This is a genomic window from Paraburkholderia unamae (genome assembly GCF_003096875.1).
Classification (GTDB): domain Bacteria; phylum Pseudomonadota; class Gammaproteobacteria; order Burkholderiales; family Burkholderiaceae; genus Paraburkholderia; species Paraburkholderia unamae.
The window spans coordinates 238,717-255,249 of the sequence record NZ_QEOB01000001.1; the positions used below are offsets into that span (position 1 = coordinate 238,717).

16 protein-coding genes are annotated in these 16,533 nt (G+C 67.5%); 13 read left to right on the plus strand and 3 right to left on the minus strand.

Annotated features, from left to right (window positions below; genetic code table 11):
• Positions 1–233: 233 nt before the first annotated feature.
• Genes gspD through gspF form a run of 3 tightly spaced genes read left to right on the plus strand, consistent with a single transcriptional unit; the run spans position 234 to position 5,325 of the window.
• Positions 234–2,552: a type II secretion system secretin GspD gene (gene gspD, locus C7402_RS01050; RefSeq protein ID WP_116609365.1), complete on the plus strand. Its 2,319-nt coding sequence runs from the start codon at positions 234–236 to the stop codon at positions 2,550–2,552.
• Positions 2,549–4,063, plus strand: a complete 1,515-nt coding sequence (gspE, locus tag C7402_RS01055) for a type II secretion system ATPase GspE (protein ID WP_112169989.1) — start codon at positions 2,549–2,551, stop codon at positions 4,061–4,063. The genes gspD and gspE overlap by 4 nt, the downstream gene beginning before the upstream one ends.
• Before the next feature lie 44 nt (positions 4,064–4,107).
• Positions 4,108–5,325, plus strand: a complete 1,218-nt coding sequence (gspF, locus tag C7402_RS01060; protein WP_112169990.1) for a type II secretion system inner membrane protein GspF — start codon at positions 4,108–4,110, stop codon at positions 5,323–5,325.
• 32 nt (positions 5,326–5,357) lie between these two features.
• On the opposite strand, the gene C7402_RS01065 is transcribed toward gspF, so the two are convergent.
• The gene (locus C7402_RS01065) at positions 5,358–5,771 is read right to left on the minus strand and encodes a type II secretion system protein N (RefSeq protein WP_116609366.1); all 414 of its coding nucleotides are present in this window, start codon (positions 5,769–5,771) and stop codon (positions 5,358–5,360) included.
• A gap of 213 nt (positions 5,772–5,984) precedes the next feature.
• On the opposite strand from C7402_RS01065, the gene gspG reads away from it, so the two are divergent.
• From gspG to C7402_RS01105, 8 genes are read left to right on the plus strand one after another with little or no spacing between them, the layout of a single operon-like run.
• Positions 5,985–6,449: a type II secretion system major pseudopilin GspG gene (gene gspG, locus C7402_RS01070; protein WP_112169992.1), complete on the plus strand. Its 465-nt coding sequence runs from the start codon at positions 5,985–5,987 to the stop codon at positions 6,447–6,449.
• A gap of 30 nt (positions 6,450–6,479) precedes the next feature.
• Positions 6,480–6,998 carry a GspH/FimT family pseudopilin gene (locus C7402_RS01075; protein ID WP_116609367.1) on the plus strand — a complete coding sequence of 173 codons (519 nt, stop codon included), beginning with the start codon at positions 6,480–6,482 and terminating at the stop codon, positions 6,996–6,998.
• A 1-nt stretch (position 6,999) separates the two neighbouring features.
• Positions 7,000–7,425 carry a type II secretion system minor pseudopilin GspI gene (gene gspI / locus C7402_RS01080; protein ID WP_116609368.1) on the plus strand — a complete coding sequence of 142 codons (426 nt, stop codon included), beginning with the start codon at positions 7,000–7,002 and terminating at the stop codon, positions 7,423–7,425.
• Complete coding sequence (locus tag C7402_RS01085; RefSeq protein WP_112169995.1) at positions 7,403–8,086, plus strand: PulJ/GspJ family protein; 684 nt, start codon at positions 7,403–7,405, stop codon at positions 8,084–8,086. The genes gspI and C7402_RS01085 overlap by 23 nt, the downstream gene beginning before the upstream one ends.
• Positions 8,087–8,088: 2 nt before the next feature.
• Positions 8,089–9,189 carry a type II secretion system minor pseudopilin GspK gene (gene gspK, locus C7402_RS01090; RefSeq protein WP_165841757.1) on the plus strand — a complete coding sequence of 367 codons (1,101 nt, stop codon included), beginning with the start codon at positions 8,089–8,091 and terminating at the stop codon, positions 9,187–9,189.
• 34 nt (positions 9,190–9,223) lie between these two features.
• Positions 9,224–10,609 carry a type II secretion system protein GspL gene (gene gspL, locus C7402_RS01095; RefSeq protein ID WP_116609369.1) on the plus strand — a complete coding sequence of 462 codons (1,386 nt, stop codon included), beginning with the start codon at positions 9,224–9,226 and terminating at the stop codon, positions 10,607–10,609.
• The gene (locus C7402_RS01100) at positions 10,585–11,124 is read left to right on the plus strand and encodes a type II secretion system protein M (RefSeq protein ID WP_116609370.1); all 540 of its coding nucleotides are present in this window, start codon (positions 10,585–10,587) and stop codon (positions 11,122–11,124) included. The genes gspL and C7402_RS01100 overlap by 25 nt, the downstream gene beginning before the upstream one ends.
• 32 nt (positions 11,125–11,156) lie before the next feature.
• The gene (locus C7402_RS01105; protein WP_112169998.1) at positions 11,157–11,936 is read left to right on the plus strand and encodes a type II secretion system protein N; all 780 of its coding nucleotides are present in this window, start codon (positions 11,157–11,159) and stop codon (positions 11,934–11,936) included.
• A 27-nt stretch (positions 11,937–11,963) separates the two neighbouring features.
• On the opposite strand, the gene C7402_RS01110 is transcribed toward C7402_RS01105, so the two are convergent.
• Positions 11,964–13,490, minus strand: coding sequence for an efflux transporter outer membrane subunit (locus C7402_RS01110; RefSeq protein WP_116609657.1), 1,527 nt, complete (start codon positions 13,488–13,490; stop codon positions 11,964–11,966).
• 262 nt (positions 13,491–13,752) lie between these two features.
• Positions 13,753–14,067, minus strand: a complete 315-nt coding sequence (locus C7402_RS01115; RefSeq protein ID WP_133254401.1) for a hypothetical protein — start codon at positions 14,065–14,067, stop codon at positions 13,753–13,755.
• Between the two features lie 234 nt (positions 14,068–14,301).
• Here C7402_RS01115 and C7402_RS01120 point away from each other — a divergent pair, with 234 nt between their 5' ends.
• Positions 14,302–14,790 (plus strand): MarR family winged helix-turn-helix transcriptional regulator, encoded by a 489-nt coding sequence (locus tag C7402_RS01120; RefSeq protein ID WP_116609372.1) that lies wholly within the window; start codon positions 14,302–14,304, stop codon positions 14,788–14,790.
• A 150-nt stretch (positions 14,791–14,940) separates the two neighbouring features.
• Positions 14,941–16,497: a DHA2 family efflux MFS transporter permease subunit gene (locus C7402_RS01125; RefSeq protein ID WP_112170001.1), complete on the plus strand. Its 1,557-nt coding sequence runs from the start codon at positions 14,941–14,943 to the stop codon at positions 16,495–16,497.
• The last annotated feature ends 36 nt before the right edge of the window (positions 16,498–16,533 follow it).

Here is a 16,533-nt window from a genome sequence, read left to right on the forward strand (position 1 = left end):
CGGCTCAGGGATTAGAAGAATTCCCCGGTGGTTCCTTTTTTGTGACAATTTCGACACGAAAAGCTGCTACTGTTCCATCTTTTGTTGACCAACGGACGTCCGGGTAGAGGAGAACCGGCGCCGGAACCGGTCGAAAAAGCACAGGCGAAGCGGCCTTCTGGCCGTACGTCGAGTACGAATGGCCGCGCGCGTCTGCCGCCGGCTTCGATATGACATCCATGAGAAGAAATCGTATGGCTTTGCGCCGCGTCGCCACGGCGCTGCTCGTGAGCGGACTCATTACGGCGCAGCTCGCGCACGCAGCGGTCACGCTCAATTTCGTCAACGCCGACATCGACCAGGTGGCGAAGGCGATTGGCGCCGCTACCGGCAAAACGATCATCGTCGATCCGCGCGTGAAGGGGCAGCTCAATCTCGTCTCCGAAAACCCCGTACCCGAAGACCAGGCGCTCAAGACGCTGCAATCGGCGCTGCGCATGCAGGGTTTCGCGCTCGTGCAGGACCATGGCGTACTGAAAGTCGTGCCCGAGGCCGACGCCAAGCTCCAGGGCGTGCCCACCTACGTCGGCAACGCGCCCACCGCGCGCGGCGACCAGGTGGTGACCCAGGTGTTTACGCTCAAGCACGAATCGGCCAACAACCTGCTGCCGGTGCTGCGCCCGCTCATCTCGCCGAACAACACGATTGCCGCCTATCCGGGCAATAACACGCTCATCGTCACCGATTACGCGGACAACGTGCGCCGCATCGCCTCGATTATCGCGGGCGTGGACTCGGCCGTCGGTCAGCAGGTGCAGGTGGTGCCGCTGCGCAACGCCAACGCGCTCGACATCGCGCCGCAAATCTCGAAGATGCTCGATCCGGGCGCGATTGGCGCCTCGGACCCGTCGCTCAAGGTTTCGGTGGTCGCCGATCCGCGCACCAATTCGCTGATGCTGCGCGCCTCGAACTCGCAGCGCCTCGCGGCCGCGGCGCAGCTCGCGAAGCAGCTCGACGGCCCGACCAGCATGCCCGGCAACATGCACGTCGTGCGCCTGCGCAACGCCGACGCCACGCAGCTCGCCAAGACGCTGCGCGGGATGCTGGGCAAAGGCAGCAACGATTCGTCGTCCTCGTCGTCCGGCAACGCGAACGGTTTCAATCAGAGCGGCAACAGCAGCGGCAGCGGCACGTCGACGGGCACGTCCGGCACGCCGCCGTTGCCCAACTCGCTTGGCGGCAGCTCGTCGTCGGGCAGTTCGCTGTCGGGCGGTTCGTCGTCGGGCAGCAACAACGACGCGCCGTTCCTGGGCGGCGACAAGGACAAGGGCGACGACACCAGCGCGGGCGGCATGATCCAGGCCGACGCGCCCACCAACTCGCTCATCATCACGGCGCCCGATGCGGTGTACCGCAACCTGCGCGCCGTGATCGACCAGCTCGACGCGCGACGCGCGCAGGTCTATATCGAAGCGCTGATCGTCGAACTGAATTCGAATACGAACGCCAATCTCGGCATTCAGTGGCAGGTCGCGAACGGCAATGTGTACGCGGGCACCAATCTGTACACCGGCGGCGGCAACAGCATCATCAACGTGACGGCGGCAGCGGCGGCGGCGGCCAGTACCGGCGGCCTCGCAAGCGCGCTCTCGTCGCAGACCCTCCAGCAAGGCCTGAATGTCGGCTGGCTCCACAACATCTTCGGTGTGCAAGGGCTCGGCGCGCTGCTCCAGGCGCTCTCGCAAACGGCCGACGCCAACGTGCTCTCCACGCCGAACCTGATCACGCTCGACAATCAGGAAGCGAAGATCGTCGTGGGTACGAACGTGCCGATCCAGACGGGCTCGTATTCGAATCTCACGAGCAGCACGGCGAGCTCGGCGTTCAACACCTACGATCGCGTGGACGTCGGCTTGACGCTGCACATCAAGCCGCAGATCACCGACGGCGGCATCCTGAAGCTCCAGCTTTACACGGAAGATTCGGCCATCGTGAACGGCACGACCAACGTGTCGACCAATCCGGCCGGCCCCGACTTCACCAAGCGTTCGATCCAGTCGACCGTGCTGGCCGACAACGGCGAGATCATCGTGCTGGGCGGCCTGATGCAGGACAACTATCAGGTCAGCAACAGCAAGGTGCCGCTGCTGGGTGACATCCCGTGGCTCGGGCAGTTGTTCCGCTCGGAAAACAAGACCCGCCAGAAAACCAACCTGATGGTGTTCCTGCGGCCGGTGATCATCAACGACCGCGATACGGCGCAAGCGGTGACGTCGAACCGCTACGACTATATCCAGGGCGTGACGGGCGCTTACCGTTCCGACAACAACCTGATCAAGGACAAGGACGACCCGGTCGTGCCGCCGATGCCGCTCGGCCCGAGCCAGGGCGGTTCGCCGCTCAACCTGTTCGACCTCGACCAGATGCGGCGTCAGCAGGCGTTGGGCGTGGCGCCCGCCGCACCCGTTTCACCCACGAGCCCCGCGAACGCCACGCAGATGCAACCGGCCGATCCGGCGCAAACAACGCCGGTGCAGCAGCCGGCCACGAGCACGCAGAGGGTGCAGCCGTGAGCACGCCTCACGCGCCGGGCGTGCCTTCGCCCCCGGCGGCCGCGGACGACGCGCAGCGCGAGCCGCCCTCGCCGCTCGCCGCTCGCCTCGTGCCGTACGGCTTCGCGAAGAGCGGCCAGATTCTCGTCGCTCAGCAGCGCGCCGACGGCCTCGAAGTGTGGATCAGCGAGCGCACGTCGCAGGCCGCCATCGCCGAGGTCGCGCGCAACTTCGGCGCGTTCGCGCTCGTGCGCGTGCCCGCCGACGAACTCGCGCAGGCCATCAACCAGGCGTATGCGCGCCAGGACGGCAGCGCGGCGCAGGTGGTGGGCGAAGTGGAAGGCGAAGTCGATCTCTCGCGCCTCATGCAGGACATTCCCGAGGTGGAAGACCTGCTGGAGTCCGAAGACGACGCGCCGATCATCCGGATGATCAACGCGCTCCTCACGCAGGCCGCGCGCGAGCAGGCATCGGACATTCACATCGAGCCGTTCGAGAATGCCTCGGTGGTGCGCTTTCGCGTGGACGGCACGCTGCGCGACGTCGTGCGCCCGAAGAAGGCGCTGCACGGCGCGCTCATCTCGCGTATCAAGATCATGGCGCAGCTCGACATCGCCGAGAAACGCCTGCCGCAGGACGGCCGCATCACGCTGCGCGTGGGCGGGCGGCCAGTGGACGTGCGCGTTTCCACGCTGCCCACGGGCCACGGCGAGCGCGCGGTGCTGCGTCTGCTGGAAAAAGACGCGCAGCGCCTGAACCTCGAAGCGCTCGGCATGGCCGGCGACACGCTCGGCAAGTTCGACCAGTTGATCGCGAAGCCGCACGGCATCGTGCTCGTGACGGGCCCGACGGGCTCGGGCAAGACGACCACGCTCTATGCGTCGATGTCGCGGCTCGAAACGGCCACGACCAACATCATGACCGTGGAAGACCCGATCGAGTACGACCTCTCGGGCATCGGCCAGACCCAGGTGAACGAGCGCATCGGCATGACGTTCGCGCGCGCGCTGCGCTCGATCCTGCGTCAGGACCCGGACATCATCATGATCGGTGAAATCCGCGACCTCGAAACCGCGCAGATCGCCGTGCAGGCCTCGCTCACGGGCCACCTCGTGCTCGCGACGCTGCACACCAACGACGCCGCCTCGGCCGTGACGCGTCTGACCGACATGGGCGTCGAGCCGTATCTGCTCGCTTCGTCGCTGCTTGGCGTCCTCGCGCAGCGCCTCGTGCGCCAGCTCTGCCCCGTGTGCAAGGAAGAGCGCGTGGAAGACGACGGCAGGAAGCGCTGGCATCCGGTGGGGTGCGATCGTTGCGGGCATTCGGGCTACTCGGGGCGGCGCGGCGTGTACGAGCTGCTGCTCATCGACGAGCCGATTCGCGCGCTCATCCATCGCAACGCGGCCGACGCGGAAATCTTCGAAGCCGGTCGCGCGCAAGGCATGCGCACGCTGCGCGAAGACGGCGATCGATGGGTCGACGCGGGCCGGACATCGCTCGAAGAAGTGCTGCGCGTGACGGGTGGCGCATGATGCCTCACCCGACGGACTGCCAATAAGCGAGGGCGATCAGCAAGATGCCGGCATTTCGCTTCGAAGCCATCGACGCCACAGGCAAGGCGCAAAAAGGCGTGCTCGACGCCGACAGCGCACGCGGCGCGCGCGCGCAGTTGCGCGGCCAGGGTCTTACGCCGCTCGTGGTCGAACCGGCCGCGAGCCGCACGCGCGGCGCGCGAGCGCAGCGGCTCGCGCTCGGGCGCAAGCTCTCGCAGCGCGAGCAGGCCATTCTCACGCGCCAGCTCGCGAGCCTGCTGGTGGCGGGCCTGCCGCTCGGCGAAGCGCTCGCCGTGCTCACCGAGCAGGCCGAGCGCGACTACATCCGGGAACTGATGGCCGCGATTCGCGCCGAGGTGCTGGGCGGCCATTCGCTCGCGAGCGCGCTTGAGCAGCATCCGCGCGACTTCCCCGATATCTATCGCGCGCTCGTGGCGGCGGGCGAGCATACCGGCAAGCTCGGCATCGTGCTCTCGCGTCTGGCCGACTACATCGAGCAACGCAACGCGCTCAAGCAGAAGATCGTGCTCGCCTTCACGTACCCGACGATCGTCACGATCATCGCGTTCGGCATCGTCACGTTCCTGCTGAGCTATGTGGTGCCGCAGGTCGTGAACGTGTTCGCGAGCACCAAGCAGCAACTGCCGTTTCTCACCATCATGATGATGGCGCTCTCGGCGTTCGTGCGGCAATGGTGGTGGGCGGTGCTGATCGTCGTGGCCGTGCTCGTGTGGATCGTGCGCGCGACCTTGCGCCGGCCCGGGCCCCGTCTCGCGTTCGACCGCTGGATGCTGGGCGCCCCGCTCGCGGGCAAGCTCGTGCGCGGCTACAACACGGTGCGTTTCGCGAGCACGCTCGGCATTCTGAGCGCGGCGGGCGTGCCGATCCTGCGCGCGTTGCAGGCGGCGGGCGAAACGCTCTCGAACAAGGCAATGCGCACGAACATCGACGAAGCCATTGTGCGCGTGCGCGAAGGCACGTCGCTCTCTCGCGCGCTCGGCAATACGAAGACGTTTCCGCCCGTGCTCGTGCACCTGATCCGCTCGGGCGAGGCGACCGGCGACGTGACGACCATGCTCGACCGCGCGGCCGAAGGCGAAGCGCGCGAGCTCGAGCGCCGCACGATGTTCCTCACGAGCCTGCTGGAGCCGCTCCTGATCCTGGCGATGGGGGGCGTGGTGCTCGTGATCGTGCTAGCGGTGATGCTGCCGATCATCGAGTTGAACAACCTCGTGCAGTAAGGGATCCGAACGGCACGAGGCGATGCGCGAGTTCAGCGCATGTAGATGGTGGGACCGGCTGCGTTGGGCGGCAGGAAAATTTCGGAGTGCACGCCGTGGCGGTCGATGACGATCGAGCGGGGACGCACTTCCGCGAGCGTGGCGTTCTGGTCGACCGGGCCGCCCAGCGAAACGGCCTTGGGCGGCTCGCCGCCCACGCTCAGGATAGCCGCGGCGCCCCGCGAAAGCGCGAGGATGCCGAACAGGTGAATGTCCTGCACGGGGTTGCGTTCGAGCTTGCCGCCAAAGAGCGTGGCGGCCTGGTCGAGCGACACCGGCGCGTGGGCGGCGGCGGCCTGCACGGGTGCCCCGCGGCTCGTGGCGAGCGTGATCGCCCACCACGTGGCCGTGGCGCAGAACACCGCAAACGCGGCGAGGGAAAGAAGGCGGATTTGCAGTGGGTTCATGCGCTCATTGTACGAAGGTTTATGAAATTTTTGATGTGCGCGTTTGCGATGCCCGCAAGGCGTCGGAAAGGCGTCATCGTGTGACATTACAATGACCCGTCACGCGCGCGACGACCGGGCCGGAAGCATCGGGCAGGCCGCAACGCGGGCGCAACGAAAGCGCGGCGCACAGGCGTGCGCCGCAACCCAATCTAGCGAGGGAGGAAGTCACTCATGTCCATGTGGGCCAAACGCCGTGCCGAAATCGAAGGGATGCGCGCGCGCCGCCAACGCGGTTTCACGCTCATCGAAATCATGGTCGTGATCGCGATCCTCGGCATTCTCGCCGCGCTGATCGTGCCGAAGATCATGAGTCGTCCCGACGAAGCGCGTCGCGTCGCCGCGCGCCAGGACATCGGCACGATCATGCAGGCGATGAAGCTCTACCGCCTCGACAACGGCCGCTATCCGACCCAGGATCAGGGATTGCAGGCGCTTGTACAAAAGCCGACCACCGACCCCGTGCCGAACAACTGGAAAGACGGCGGCTATCTCGAACGCCTGCCGAACGACCCGTGGGGCAGTGCGTACCAGTACCTGAACCCCGGCGTACACGGCGAGATCGATGTGTTCAGCTACGGCGCCGACGGCAAACCGGGCGGCGAAGGCAACGACGCCGACGTGGGATCCTGGCAGTAATTCCTGGCCGTCATTCATCCGTCAGCATCCATGCCACCGCGCCGCCCTTCCCCTTGCCGGGACCGCCGATATGCACGCGTGAGCGCCCGCTCGCGCACGGCGGGCTTTACGCTGCTCGAAATGCTCGTGGTGTTGCTGATCGCGGGGATCCTCATTTCGCTGGCTTCGCTCACGCTCTCGCGCAATCCGCGCACCGATCTGAACGAGGAAGCGCAGCGTCTCGCGCTGCTGTTCGAGTCGGCGGGCGACGAGGCGCAGGTGCGTGCGCGACCCATTGCGTGGCAGCCGCTCGCGGGCGGGTATCGCTTCGATGTGCGAACCGAGGACGGCTGGCGCCCGCTGCGCGACGATCTGCTCGGCGCGCGTCATTGGGAAGGCGGTGTGACCGGCGTTGCGATCTCCTACCCCGGCGCCGATGACGACATGCATGCGAACCGGCTCGTGTTCGGCACCGAAGCGGTGGATGTGCCGGTGCAGGTGACGCTTTTCTCGGCGGCGGGCCGCGCGACGATTGTCGGCACCGGCACCGGCCGCTTCGAGGTGCGCTGAGATGCTCGCTTCGAAGCGCAGGGAAAAGCGCTCCGTGCGCACCATGGGCGCGCGCCGCGCGCGCGGCTTCACGATGATCGAAGTGCTCGTTGCGCTCGCAATCATCGCGATCGCGCTTGCCGCTTCGCTGCGCGCCGTGGGCAGTCTCGCCGCGAGCGAAGCGGATCTGCATGACCGCCTGCTTGCGGGATGGAGCGCCGACAACGCGCTTGCCCAGTTGCGTCTCGCGCATGCGTGGCCCGATGTCGGCGAGCAGCGGTTCGACTGCTCGCAGGGCAATCTGCATCTCACGTGCACGCAGCACGTCACGGCCACGCCCAATCCGGTTTTTCGCCGCGTGGAGGTGTCGGTCGCGACGCCAGGCCGCGCGGGCAATCTCGCGCAACTCGTCACGGTGCTCGCCAATGAGACGAACCGCTCGTTGTGACCGCGTGCGCGGCGCCTCATCGGCGGGTGGTTTCACGCTGATCGAGCTGCTCGTCGCGATCGCCATCATGGCCGTCGTGGCGTTGCTCTCGTGGCGCGGGCTCGACGCGATCGTGCGCGGGCGCGAGACCATCACGCGGTCGATGGCCGAAGAGCGCGTGTTCGCGCAGATGTTCGACCAGATGCGCTTCGACGCGCGCGCGGCCGCCTCCGACGACGAAGCGGGCGGGCTCGCCATTTCGCTCGACGGCGGCGCGCTCCAGATCGTGCGCGCATTCGCGGTGCCGCCTGGCGCGGCGCCGCGGCTCCAGGTGGTGCGTTATCGCGTGACGGGCGGCCAGGTGGTGCGCTATGCGTCGCCCCCACTCGCCAATCTCGGCGAACTGCGGCGCGCGCTGCGCGGCGGCGAAAGCGGCAACTGGAGCGCGCTGCCGATGATGGGCGGCGTGGACGTCATCAACGCGCGCCTCTACGTGCCGAAGACCGGCTGGACCTCGAACATGGGCGACGTGCGCTCGCAGGTGAACGGCAACAACGAAGGCCTCAAGGTGCCGCAGCTCGGCAACGCGCCGTTGCCGCGTGCGGTGACGGGCGTGCAGGTGAGCGTCGGCTCGCATTCGTTCGAGCGGCCCGTGACCCGCGTGTTCATGGTGGGGGAATAAGGGTGCGCGCGCAACGATCCTCCGGCAAGCGCTCGTCACGCACGCGGCGCGGCGCGGCCATCATCAGCGCGCTGCTCGTGGTGGCGCTTTCGGCGATTCTCGTCTCCGGCATGTTGTGGCGTCAGCAGGTGCAACTGCGCCGCATCGAGAACCAGCGTCTGCTGGCCCAGGCGCAATGGATCGCGCGCGCTTCGCTCGACTGGACGCGCCTCGTGCTGCGCTCCGAGGCGGATACGGCGGCGGGCATCACCTATCTCGGCGGCGCGTGGGGCGTGCCGCTCGCGAAAACGCGTCTGTCCGACTTTCTCGGCCAGATTGGCGAGGTGCGTGCCGAAGAAGGCGCGGACACCTGGCTCTCGGGCTCGATCGAAGACGCCCAGGCGCGTTTCAATCTGCGCGATCTCGTCGCGACGAGCGCGCCTGGCGCGTTGCAACTGAACCTCACGGAAATCGAGGCGTTCGCGCGCCTCTTGCAGATACTCGGCATCGATCAGCAGCTCGCGAAGAACACCGCCGTGTACCTGCGCTCGGGCCTCGCCTACTCGGCCACGCGCTTCCAGACGCAAACCACCACGACGAGCAGCAGCACGCAGCAGCTCGCGGGCGGCGGTTCGACCGGCGGCAGCAACTTCACCAACAACCCAGGCCTTGCCGACGCGGACAATAACAGCGCGGTCGCGCCGCTCATGATGACGAGCGTGGACGCGCTGCTCGACGTGCCCGGCTTCACGCCCGAAGCCGTCGCGCGGCTGCGCCCGTTCGTAACCGTGCTGCCGACCGTCACACCCGTGAACATGAACACGGCGAGCGCCGAGGTGATCGCCTCCGTCGTGACGGGCATGAGTCTTTCGAGCGCGCAGGCGCTCGTCGCCCACCGCCAGAACGTGTTTTTCCGCAATGTGGGCGACGTGCAGCTCGCGCTCGAAGCGGTGGGCGTGAAGCAGGTTTCCATCGATACGACGCAGCTGGACGTCAACACGAGCTATTTTCTGGTGCATGGGCGCGTGCAGCACGAGCGCGCCGAGGTGGACCGCACGACGCTCGTCTGGCGCGACCCGCTTACCCATACGACGCGCATCGTGCGCGTTCGCGACGAACCATGAACCCGTCCCCGATCCACATCAAAAAGAGGTGCGTTTGAGCACGCTGATCGTTCTCATGCCGCCCCGCGACCCGGCGGTTCACTCGCAGGAATGGCAGCTACCAGAATTGCCGTTCGTGCTGTTCGACAAGGCGGGCAACACGCAGCGCGCGGGCCGCGCGGCCCTCGGGCTGCTGCCGAAGGCTTCGGCCACGATCCTGCTGATCGCCGCGCGCGACCTGCTCACGCTCGCCGCCGTGGTGCCGCCGCTCAAGGGGCCGCGCCTGCGCCAGGCGCTGCCGAACGTGGTCGAGGATCATCTGATCCAGGACCCGCAGACCTGCCATCTGGCGCTCGATCCCCAGCGCCTGCCCGACGGACGCCAGGTCGTCGCGGCCATCGATCGCGGCTGGTTCCGCTTTCTCGTGGAAGGCTTCGCCGGCGCGGGGCATCGCAACCTGCGCGCGGTGCCGGTGGCGCGCTGTCTGCCTGTGGCGCAAGCACCGGAGCCCGCGGCGGCGGCCGAGCCGACCGAAACCGCCGGCGATGCCAACGCCACGCGCACTGCCGACGCCGCGGCGACGGACACGCCCGCGCTCGCGCCGGTGACGGCGTGCGTGCTCGGCCACGTCATCGCCACCGCGCCGGCTCTCCTGCCGGGCGGCGCACCGGAGCCGGCTGCCGCCACCTCCGAAAGCGCGCTCGAACTCGCGATCGTGCGCGGCGCGCTGGCCGACGGCTTCGCGGTGCCGGCCGCGAGCGTCGCCGCGACCGTCTCGGCGCTCGCCGGCGCGGCGGCGGTCTCGGGCTACGTGTTGACCAACCTGCCGGGCGAGCCGACCAGCGCAGCCGCGCGTGCGTCGCTGGCCGCCGTGCTGCCGGGCGCGCAAACGCTCACCTTCGAGGCGCTCGCGCGCCGCGCGCTGGCGTGCCGCTTCGATCTTTGCCAGTTCGAGTTCGCCTCGCAGCCGTGGCGGCTCGATCGCGCCACGCTGCGCCGCCTGCGGGTGCCGATCGCGCTCGTGTCGGCGTCGCTCGTGGTGGCCGTGGTGGGCGCGAACGTGCAGTGGCTCATGATGGCGCGCCAGCGCGACGCCATGAGCGCGCAGATGACCGAGCTGCTTCTCAACGCGTTCCCCAAGACCACCGTGGTGCTCGACCCCGCGGGCCAGATGTCGCGCCAGCTCCAGCAGTTGCGCCTGGCGGCGGGCGAGCCTTCGCCCGACGACTTCCTCGCGCTTTCCGACGGCCTTGCGCGCTCGCTCGGCCCGGTGCCCGCCAACGGCATCGCGGCGCTCGACTATCACGACCGCCGTCTGGAAGTCACCTTCAAACCCGGCGTCAATGTCGACCCCGATCTCGCCAAACGCCTCGCGGGCAACGGCCTCGCGGGCACGGCGGACGCCAGCACGGGCAAATGGACCATCAGGAGCGCATCGTGAAGACAACGACAACGAGCGGCGCATTGGCCGAGGCCTGGACGACCTTCTGGGAAGCGCGCACGCCGCGCGAAAAGACACTCCTCACCTGGGGCGGCGCGGTGCTGGCCGTGGCGATCGGCTGGTCGGTGCTTTGGCAGCCGGCCGCCGACGGCCGTGCGCATCTGCGTGAAAGCTTGCCCGGCATGCAGCGCGAGCTTGCGCAGATGACGGCACAGGCCGACGAGGCGCGCGCGCTTGCGGGGGCGGCGGCGAGCGTGGCGCCGGGCGGCCAGGCGCTCAAGGATGCGCTCACGGCGTCGCTTGCCGATCACGCGCTCGGGGGCGCGCAGGTGCAGCTGATCGGCACGACGGTGCAGGTGCAGATGAAGAACGCGTCGTTTCCGGCGTGGACCGCATGGCTCGACGACGTGCGCAAGCAATTCAAGGTGCAGGTGGTCGAGGCGCACTTCACCGCGCTGAAGGCCGATGGCCAGGTCGACCTGACGGCCTCGCTGCAACCGGCGAACGCGCACTGAGATGCGCTGAAACACGCCGCGAGGAATAACGCATGACTTACTGGATGCGGCGCGTGCGCGCCGCGTTGCCCTGGCTGCTGGTGGGCCTGCTATCGAGCGGCTTCGTGCTGCTCGCCCGCCTGCCCGCGGCCTGGATTGCGCCGCAGTTCGCGCGCGCGACCCAAGGCCACGTGAATCTCGTCGATCCGGAGGGTTCGCTCTGGCATGGCTCCGCCACGCTGATGCTTTCCGCCGGGCGCGACGCCAGCGGCGCGACGCTGCTGCCGGGGCGCATTGTCTGGCGCACGGCGTTCTGGCCGCTTTTCATCGCGCGCGTGCGCATGGAACTGCTCCAGACCGAAGCGATGCCCGACGCGGTGACGCTCGACGCGACACTGCGCGGCGCGAACGTGAGCGCGGGCGCCATCGCGGTGCCGGCTTCGCTGCTCGCGGGCCTGGGCGCGCCTTTCAACACGCTCGATCTGGACGGCAAGGTCAAGCTCGCGTGGAGCCCGTGGCGCACCTTCGGCGCCGACGCGTTCGGCCGCCTGAGCGTCTCGCTCACGGACATGAGTTCGCGCGTGTCGCTCGTGAAGCCGCTCGGTTCGTATCAGGTGGTGCTTCAGGCGCAGGGCGCCTCGTCGACGCTCGATCTCTCGACGCTCAAGGGACCGCTGCTGCTCGACGGTCACGGCACGTTCTCGCGCGCGTCGGCGTCGTTTCAGGGCACGGCGAGCGCGACGCCCGAGCAGCGTGACAACCTGGCCGGCCTCCTCAACCTGCTGGGCCGGCCGGTTTCGCCGGGAACCGTCGCGCTGACGTTCATGCACTAGGCGCGCGCGCCCTTTTGCGTTTTTGCGTCACTGCGGCTGTGGTTTGGCCTGTGAATCAGCCTGTGAGTCGGCCACGGTCGGCGCGGAACCGGCAAGCGTCGCCGACGCGGGTTCGGGGGCGGCCACGTCGCCGGTTTCGCGGTCCATCTGCGTGGCGTCCCAGCCGCCGCCCAGCGCCTTCACGAGTCCCACCGACGACACCATCCGCTGCCCGCCGATGCTCACGAGCTTTTGCTGCGCCGTAAACGCCGTGGCCTGCGCGGAGAGCACGTTCTGGAAATCGGTTGTGCCAGCCTTGTACTCGTTCGTCACGATCGCGAGCGCATGCTGCGCCGAGTCCACCGCCTGCTGCTGCACGACGACTTCCTGGCCGAGGATGCGCTGCGAAGCGAGGTTGTCCTCGACGTCCTGGAACGCGGCCAGCACGGTTTGCCGGTAAGTGGCCACCTGCTGGTCGTAGGCGGCGCGCGCGGCCTCGGTCTGCGCCTTGCGCAGTCCGGCGTCGAAGATCGTGCCGGCAAGCGAGGGCCCGAGCGTCCAGAAGCGCGAAGGCATTTGCAGAAGCTGCGACATCACCGAACTTTCGAAGCCGCCGCTCGCGGAAAGCGTGAGCGTCGGGAAGAACGCCGCGATGGCGACGCCGATCTGCTCGTTGGCGGCCGCGGCCTTGCGCTCCGCCGAGGCGATGTCGGGCCGTCGCTCGAGCAGCGCCGAAGGCATCGCGAGCGGCACCGTGGGCGGCGTGGCGGTGAGCGGCGTTGGCGGAATCGAGAACGTGGAGGCGGGCTGGCCGACCAGCACGGCGATCGCGTGCTCGTCCTGGGCGCGCGCCACGCCGTTGTCGATGGCCGAGGCCTGGGCCGATTGCAGTTGCGTTTGCGCCTGGATCACGTCGGCGCGGCCCGCCACGCCCTGCGCGTACTGGTTCTGTGTGAGCTGAAGCGACTTCTGGTAGGCGAGCACCGTGTCGTCGAGCAGCTTCTGTTGTGCGTCGAGCGAGCGCAGCGTGAAGTAGGTCTGCGCGAGTGTGGCCTGGGCCGACAGACGCGCGTTCGCGAGATCGGCTGCGGCGCCCTGCTGCCCCGCTTCCTGCGAGCTCACCGTGCGGCTCACCTTGCCCCACAGGTCGGGTTCCCAGGTCGCGTCGAGACCCAGGTTGACGTTGTTCGTGATCCCGCCGCTCGAGAGTCCGCCGCTCGAGTTGGACACGCGCGTGGGCGTGTGCGAGCGCGTGCCCGAGAACGACCCGCTGATCACGGGGAAATACGCCGCGCGGGCCTCGCCCACGAGCGCGCGCGCCTGCCGGTAGGCGGCGGCGTACTGGGCGACGGTCTGGTTGTTCGCGTTGAGCTGGTCCATCAACGCGTTGAGCGGCGCATCGTCGTAAATGCGCCACCACTCGCCCCGGTCGGCGGTATCGGCAGGTTGCGCGACCTTCCAGCCCTCGGGCGCTTCCTTGTAGGAAGCCGGCACAGCGGCGGCGGGACGGTGATAGTCAGGGCCGACGGCGCAGCCGGCCAGCTGGAACGTGAGCGCGGTGGCGGTGCACAGCATGGCGAGCGAGGGCGCGCGGCGCGCCACGGGCCCGGCGGCGACGCCGGGGCTGACGAAACGGCAAGGCATGCAAGGATTCCTGTCGATGCGACCGGCGCCGGGTTCGGCGGCCGGCCGGGCGGCGCGCTGCCGCGCCGTCAGGCCCGGCGCGCACGGGTTTGTCGCGTTGCGGCAATGGTAGCGCACGCGTTACGCACTGCGCGGAATCCGCAAGCTTACGCGTTGGAAGGCTGGGTGAGTGTTACGGCGCGGGACGCGCAGGTTACGCGTCGTTACGACGGCGCTTTTGCGCGCGGCATGCGAGCTGGCCGCCGCCGCACGCAGGCGCCAACGTTGCGGCCGCCGCCGCGGCGGGTGCGACGGCACCCGTGGCCGACGCCGATGCCTGGCGCGCGCGGCGCCGCCGCACCAACTCCATGGCGACCACGGCGAGCGAGCCGCCCGGCAACGCAAACATGGCCGCATACAACGCGAGCTTGCGCCAGCGCGACGACGCGCCGGCCTTCGCGAAGGCGAGACGGGCGGTGCCGGTGACGGAGCGGCCAAGGCCGCCAAGCGCGTTGATGAAGTAAAGCATGGTGCGAGCGTGAAATGAGAGTGAAAGCTGAAGCATATAAGTGCTTGCCAGTCATAATATTGACTATGCAATCAAATCACAACATACTTTGCACCGCATCAACCGATCTGTTGTTTTTTCGCGCCGATCGTCGCAGTCTCCGTGTTCGCCGACCGTCGATTGATTTATCTGCCTGAGCAGCGAAACAAGCCGCTATAATTCGCCCGTTTTCGAGATGCAAGATAGCGAACTGTCATGAGCGACGACCTTTTCGTACCGGCCAAGGTTGGCGTCGAGCCGAGTCTCGGCTATTTCCTTTCGACCGCGCGCAACGTGCTGGCCGGCCGGATGGACCGCGCGGTCGCGCCGCTCGGGCTCACATCGTCGCAAATCGGCGTGATCCTGCTGCTGTGGTACGAGCGCGCCCGCACGCCCAATGAGATGTCGCGGGTGCTGTCGTACGACACGGGTTCCATGACGCGCATGCTCGATCGCCTGGAGAAGAAAGGCTTTCTCGTGCGTCAGCGCAGCCAGTCGGACCGACGTGTGGTGGAACTCGCGCTCACCGACCAGGGCCGCGACGCAGCGCAGCAATTGCCCGATCTGATCGCGGCGGTGATGACCGAGCAGTTGCGCGGTTTCGCGCCCGAGGAAGTCACGACGCTCGTGCATTTGTTGCAGCGCTTCATCGCAAACGATGGCTTGAACACGCCTCTTTGCGGGCCGGTGGAAGACGGCGGCTAAAAAACATCGCGCAACGCGGCGGCGCAGCACGGGCCGCACTTCGGATAAATCACTGTCTGGGCAGAAAATGCACGGACACGAAATGGCAGGCCGGTGCACGCAGGCGCTTTCTTGCAGCGGCAACGGACTGCCCGAACAAGGAAACGGAATATGAACGCTTCCACCACGGTGCCCGCGCGGGCCGAACCCGCGCCGTTTTCCGGCGCGACACTGGCGCTCCTCACCGTCGGGCTCGCCCTCGGCACCTTCATGGAGGTGCTCGATACCTCGATCGCGAACGTGGCCGTGCCGACCATCTCGGGCAACCTGGGCGTGGCCAACAGCGAAGGCACGTGGGTCATCTCGTCATACTCGGTCGCCTCCGCGATTGCCGTGCCGCTCACCGGCTGGCTGGCGCGCCGGGTGGGCGAAGTGCGCCTCTTCACCCTGTCGGTGCTGCTCTTCACGGTGGCTTCGGCCTTGTGCGGGTTCGCCACGAACTTCGAGACGCTCATCGCGTTCCGCCTCGTGCAGGGCCTCGTGTCCGGGCCGATGGTGCCGCTCTCGCAGACCATCCTCATGCGCTCCTATCCCCCTGCCAAACGCGGCCTCGCGCTCGGGCTGTGGGCGATGACCGTGATCGTCGCGCCGATTTTCGGGCCGGTCATGGGCGGCTGGATCACCGACAACTACACATGGCCGTGGATCTTCTACATCAACGTGCCGATCGGTCTCTTCTCGGGCGTCTGCGCATATCTGCTTTTGCGCGGGCGCGAAACGAAAACGACGAAGCAGCGCATCGACGCCGTGGGCCTCGCGCTGCTCGTGATCGGGGTGTCGTGCCTGCAAATGGTGCTCGACCTCGGCAAGGACCGTGACTGGTTCAATTCGAAGTTCATCGTCACGCTCGCCATCGTCGCGGTGGTGGCGCTCGCGTTCATGCTCGCGTGGGAGGCCACGGAGAAAGACCCTGTAGTCGACCTTTCGCTCTTTCGCGATCGCAATTTCGCACTCGGCGCGATGATCATCTCGTTCGGCTTCATGGCCTTCTTCGGCTCGGTGGTGATTTTCCCGCTCTGGCTGCAAACGGTGATGGGCTACACGGCCGGGCTCGCGGGTCTCGCCACCGCGCCCGTGGGTTTGCTTGCGCTCGTGCTCTCGCCGCTCATCGGCCGCAACATGCACAGGCTCGATTTGCGCATGGTCGCGAGCTTCGCTTTCGTGGTGTTCGCGCTCGTCTCGCTCTGGAACTCCACGTTCACGCTCGACGTGCCGTTCGACCACGTGATCCTGCCGCGACTCGTGCAGGGCATAGGCGTGGCCTGCTTCTTCGTGCCGATGACCACCATTACGCTGTCGAGCATTTCCGACGAGCGTCTTGCGAGCGCCTCGGGCCTTTCGAACTTTTTGCGCACGCTGTCAGGCGCAATTGGCACCGCCGCGAGCACGACGTTCTGGGAAGACGCGGCGATCTATCACCATGCCGTGCTTTCGGAGTCGGTCAGCCCGTATTCGCAGAACACGATTGCCTACCAGGACGCGCTCAAGAACCTGGGGTATGCGGGCCAGAGCCTGACCGCGAAGCTCAACGATGTCGTGACGACACAGGGCTACATGATGGCCACCAACGACTTCTTCCGCATTTCCTGCGCGATGTTCGTGGTGCTGGCCGTGCTGGTGTGGGTGACCAAGCCGAAAAAAGGCGCGGGACCGGCAATGGGTCATTGACGGTCCCGCGAAAGACCTTGCGCGCGGGGGGCGCGC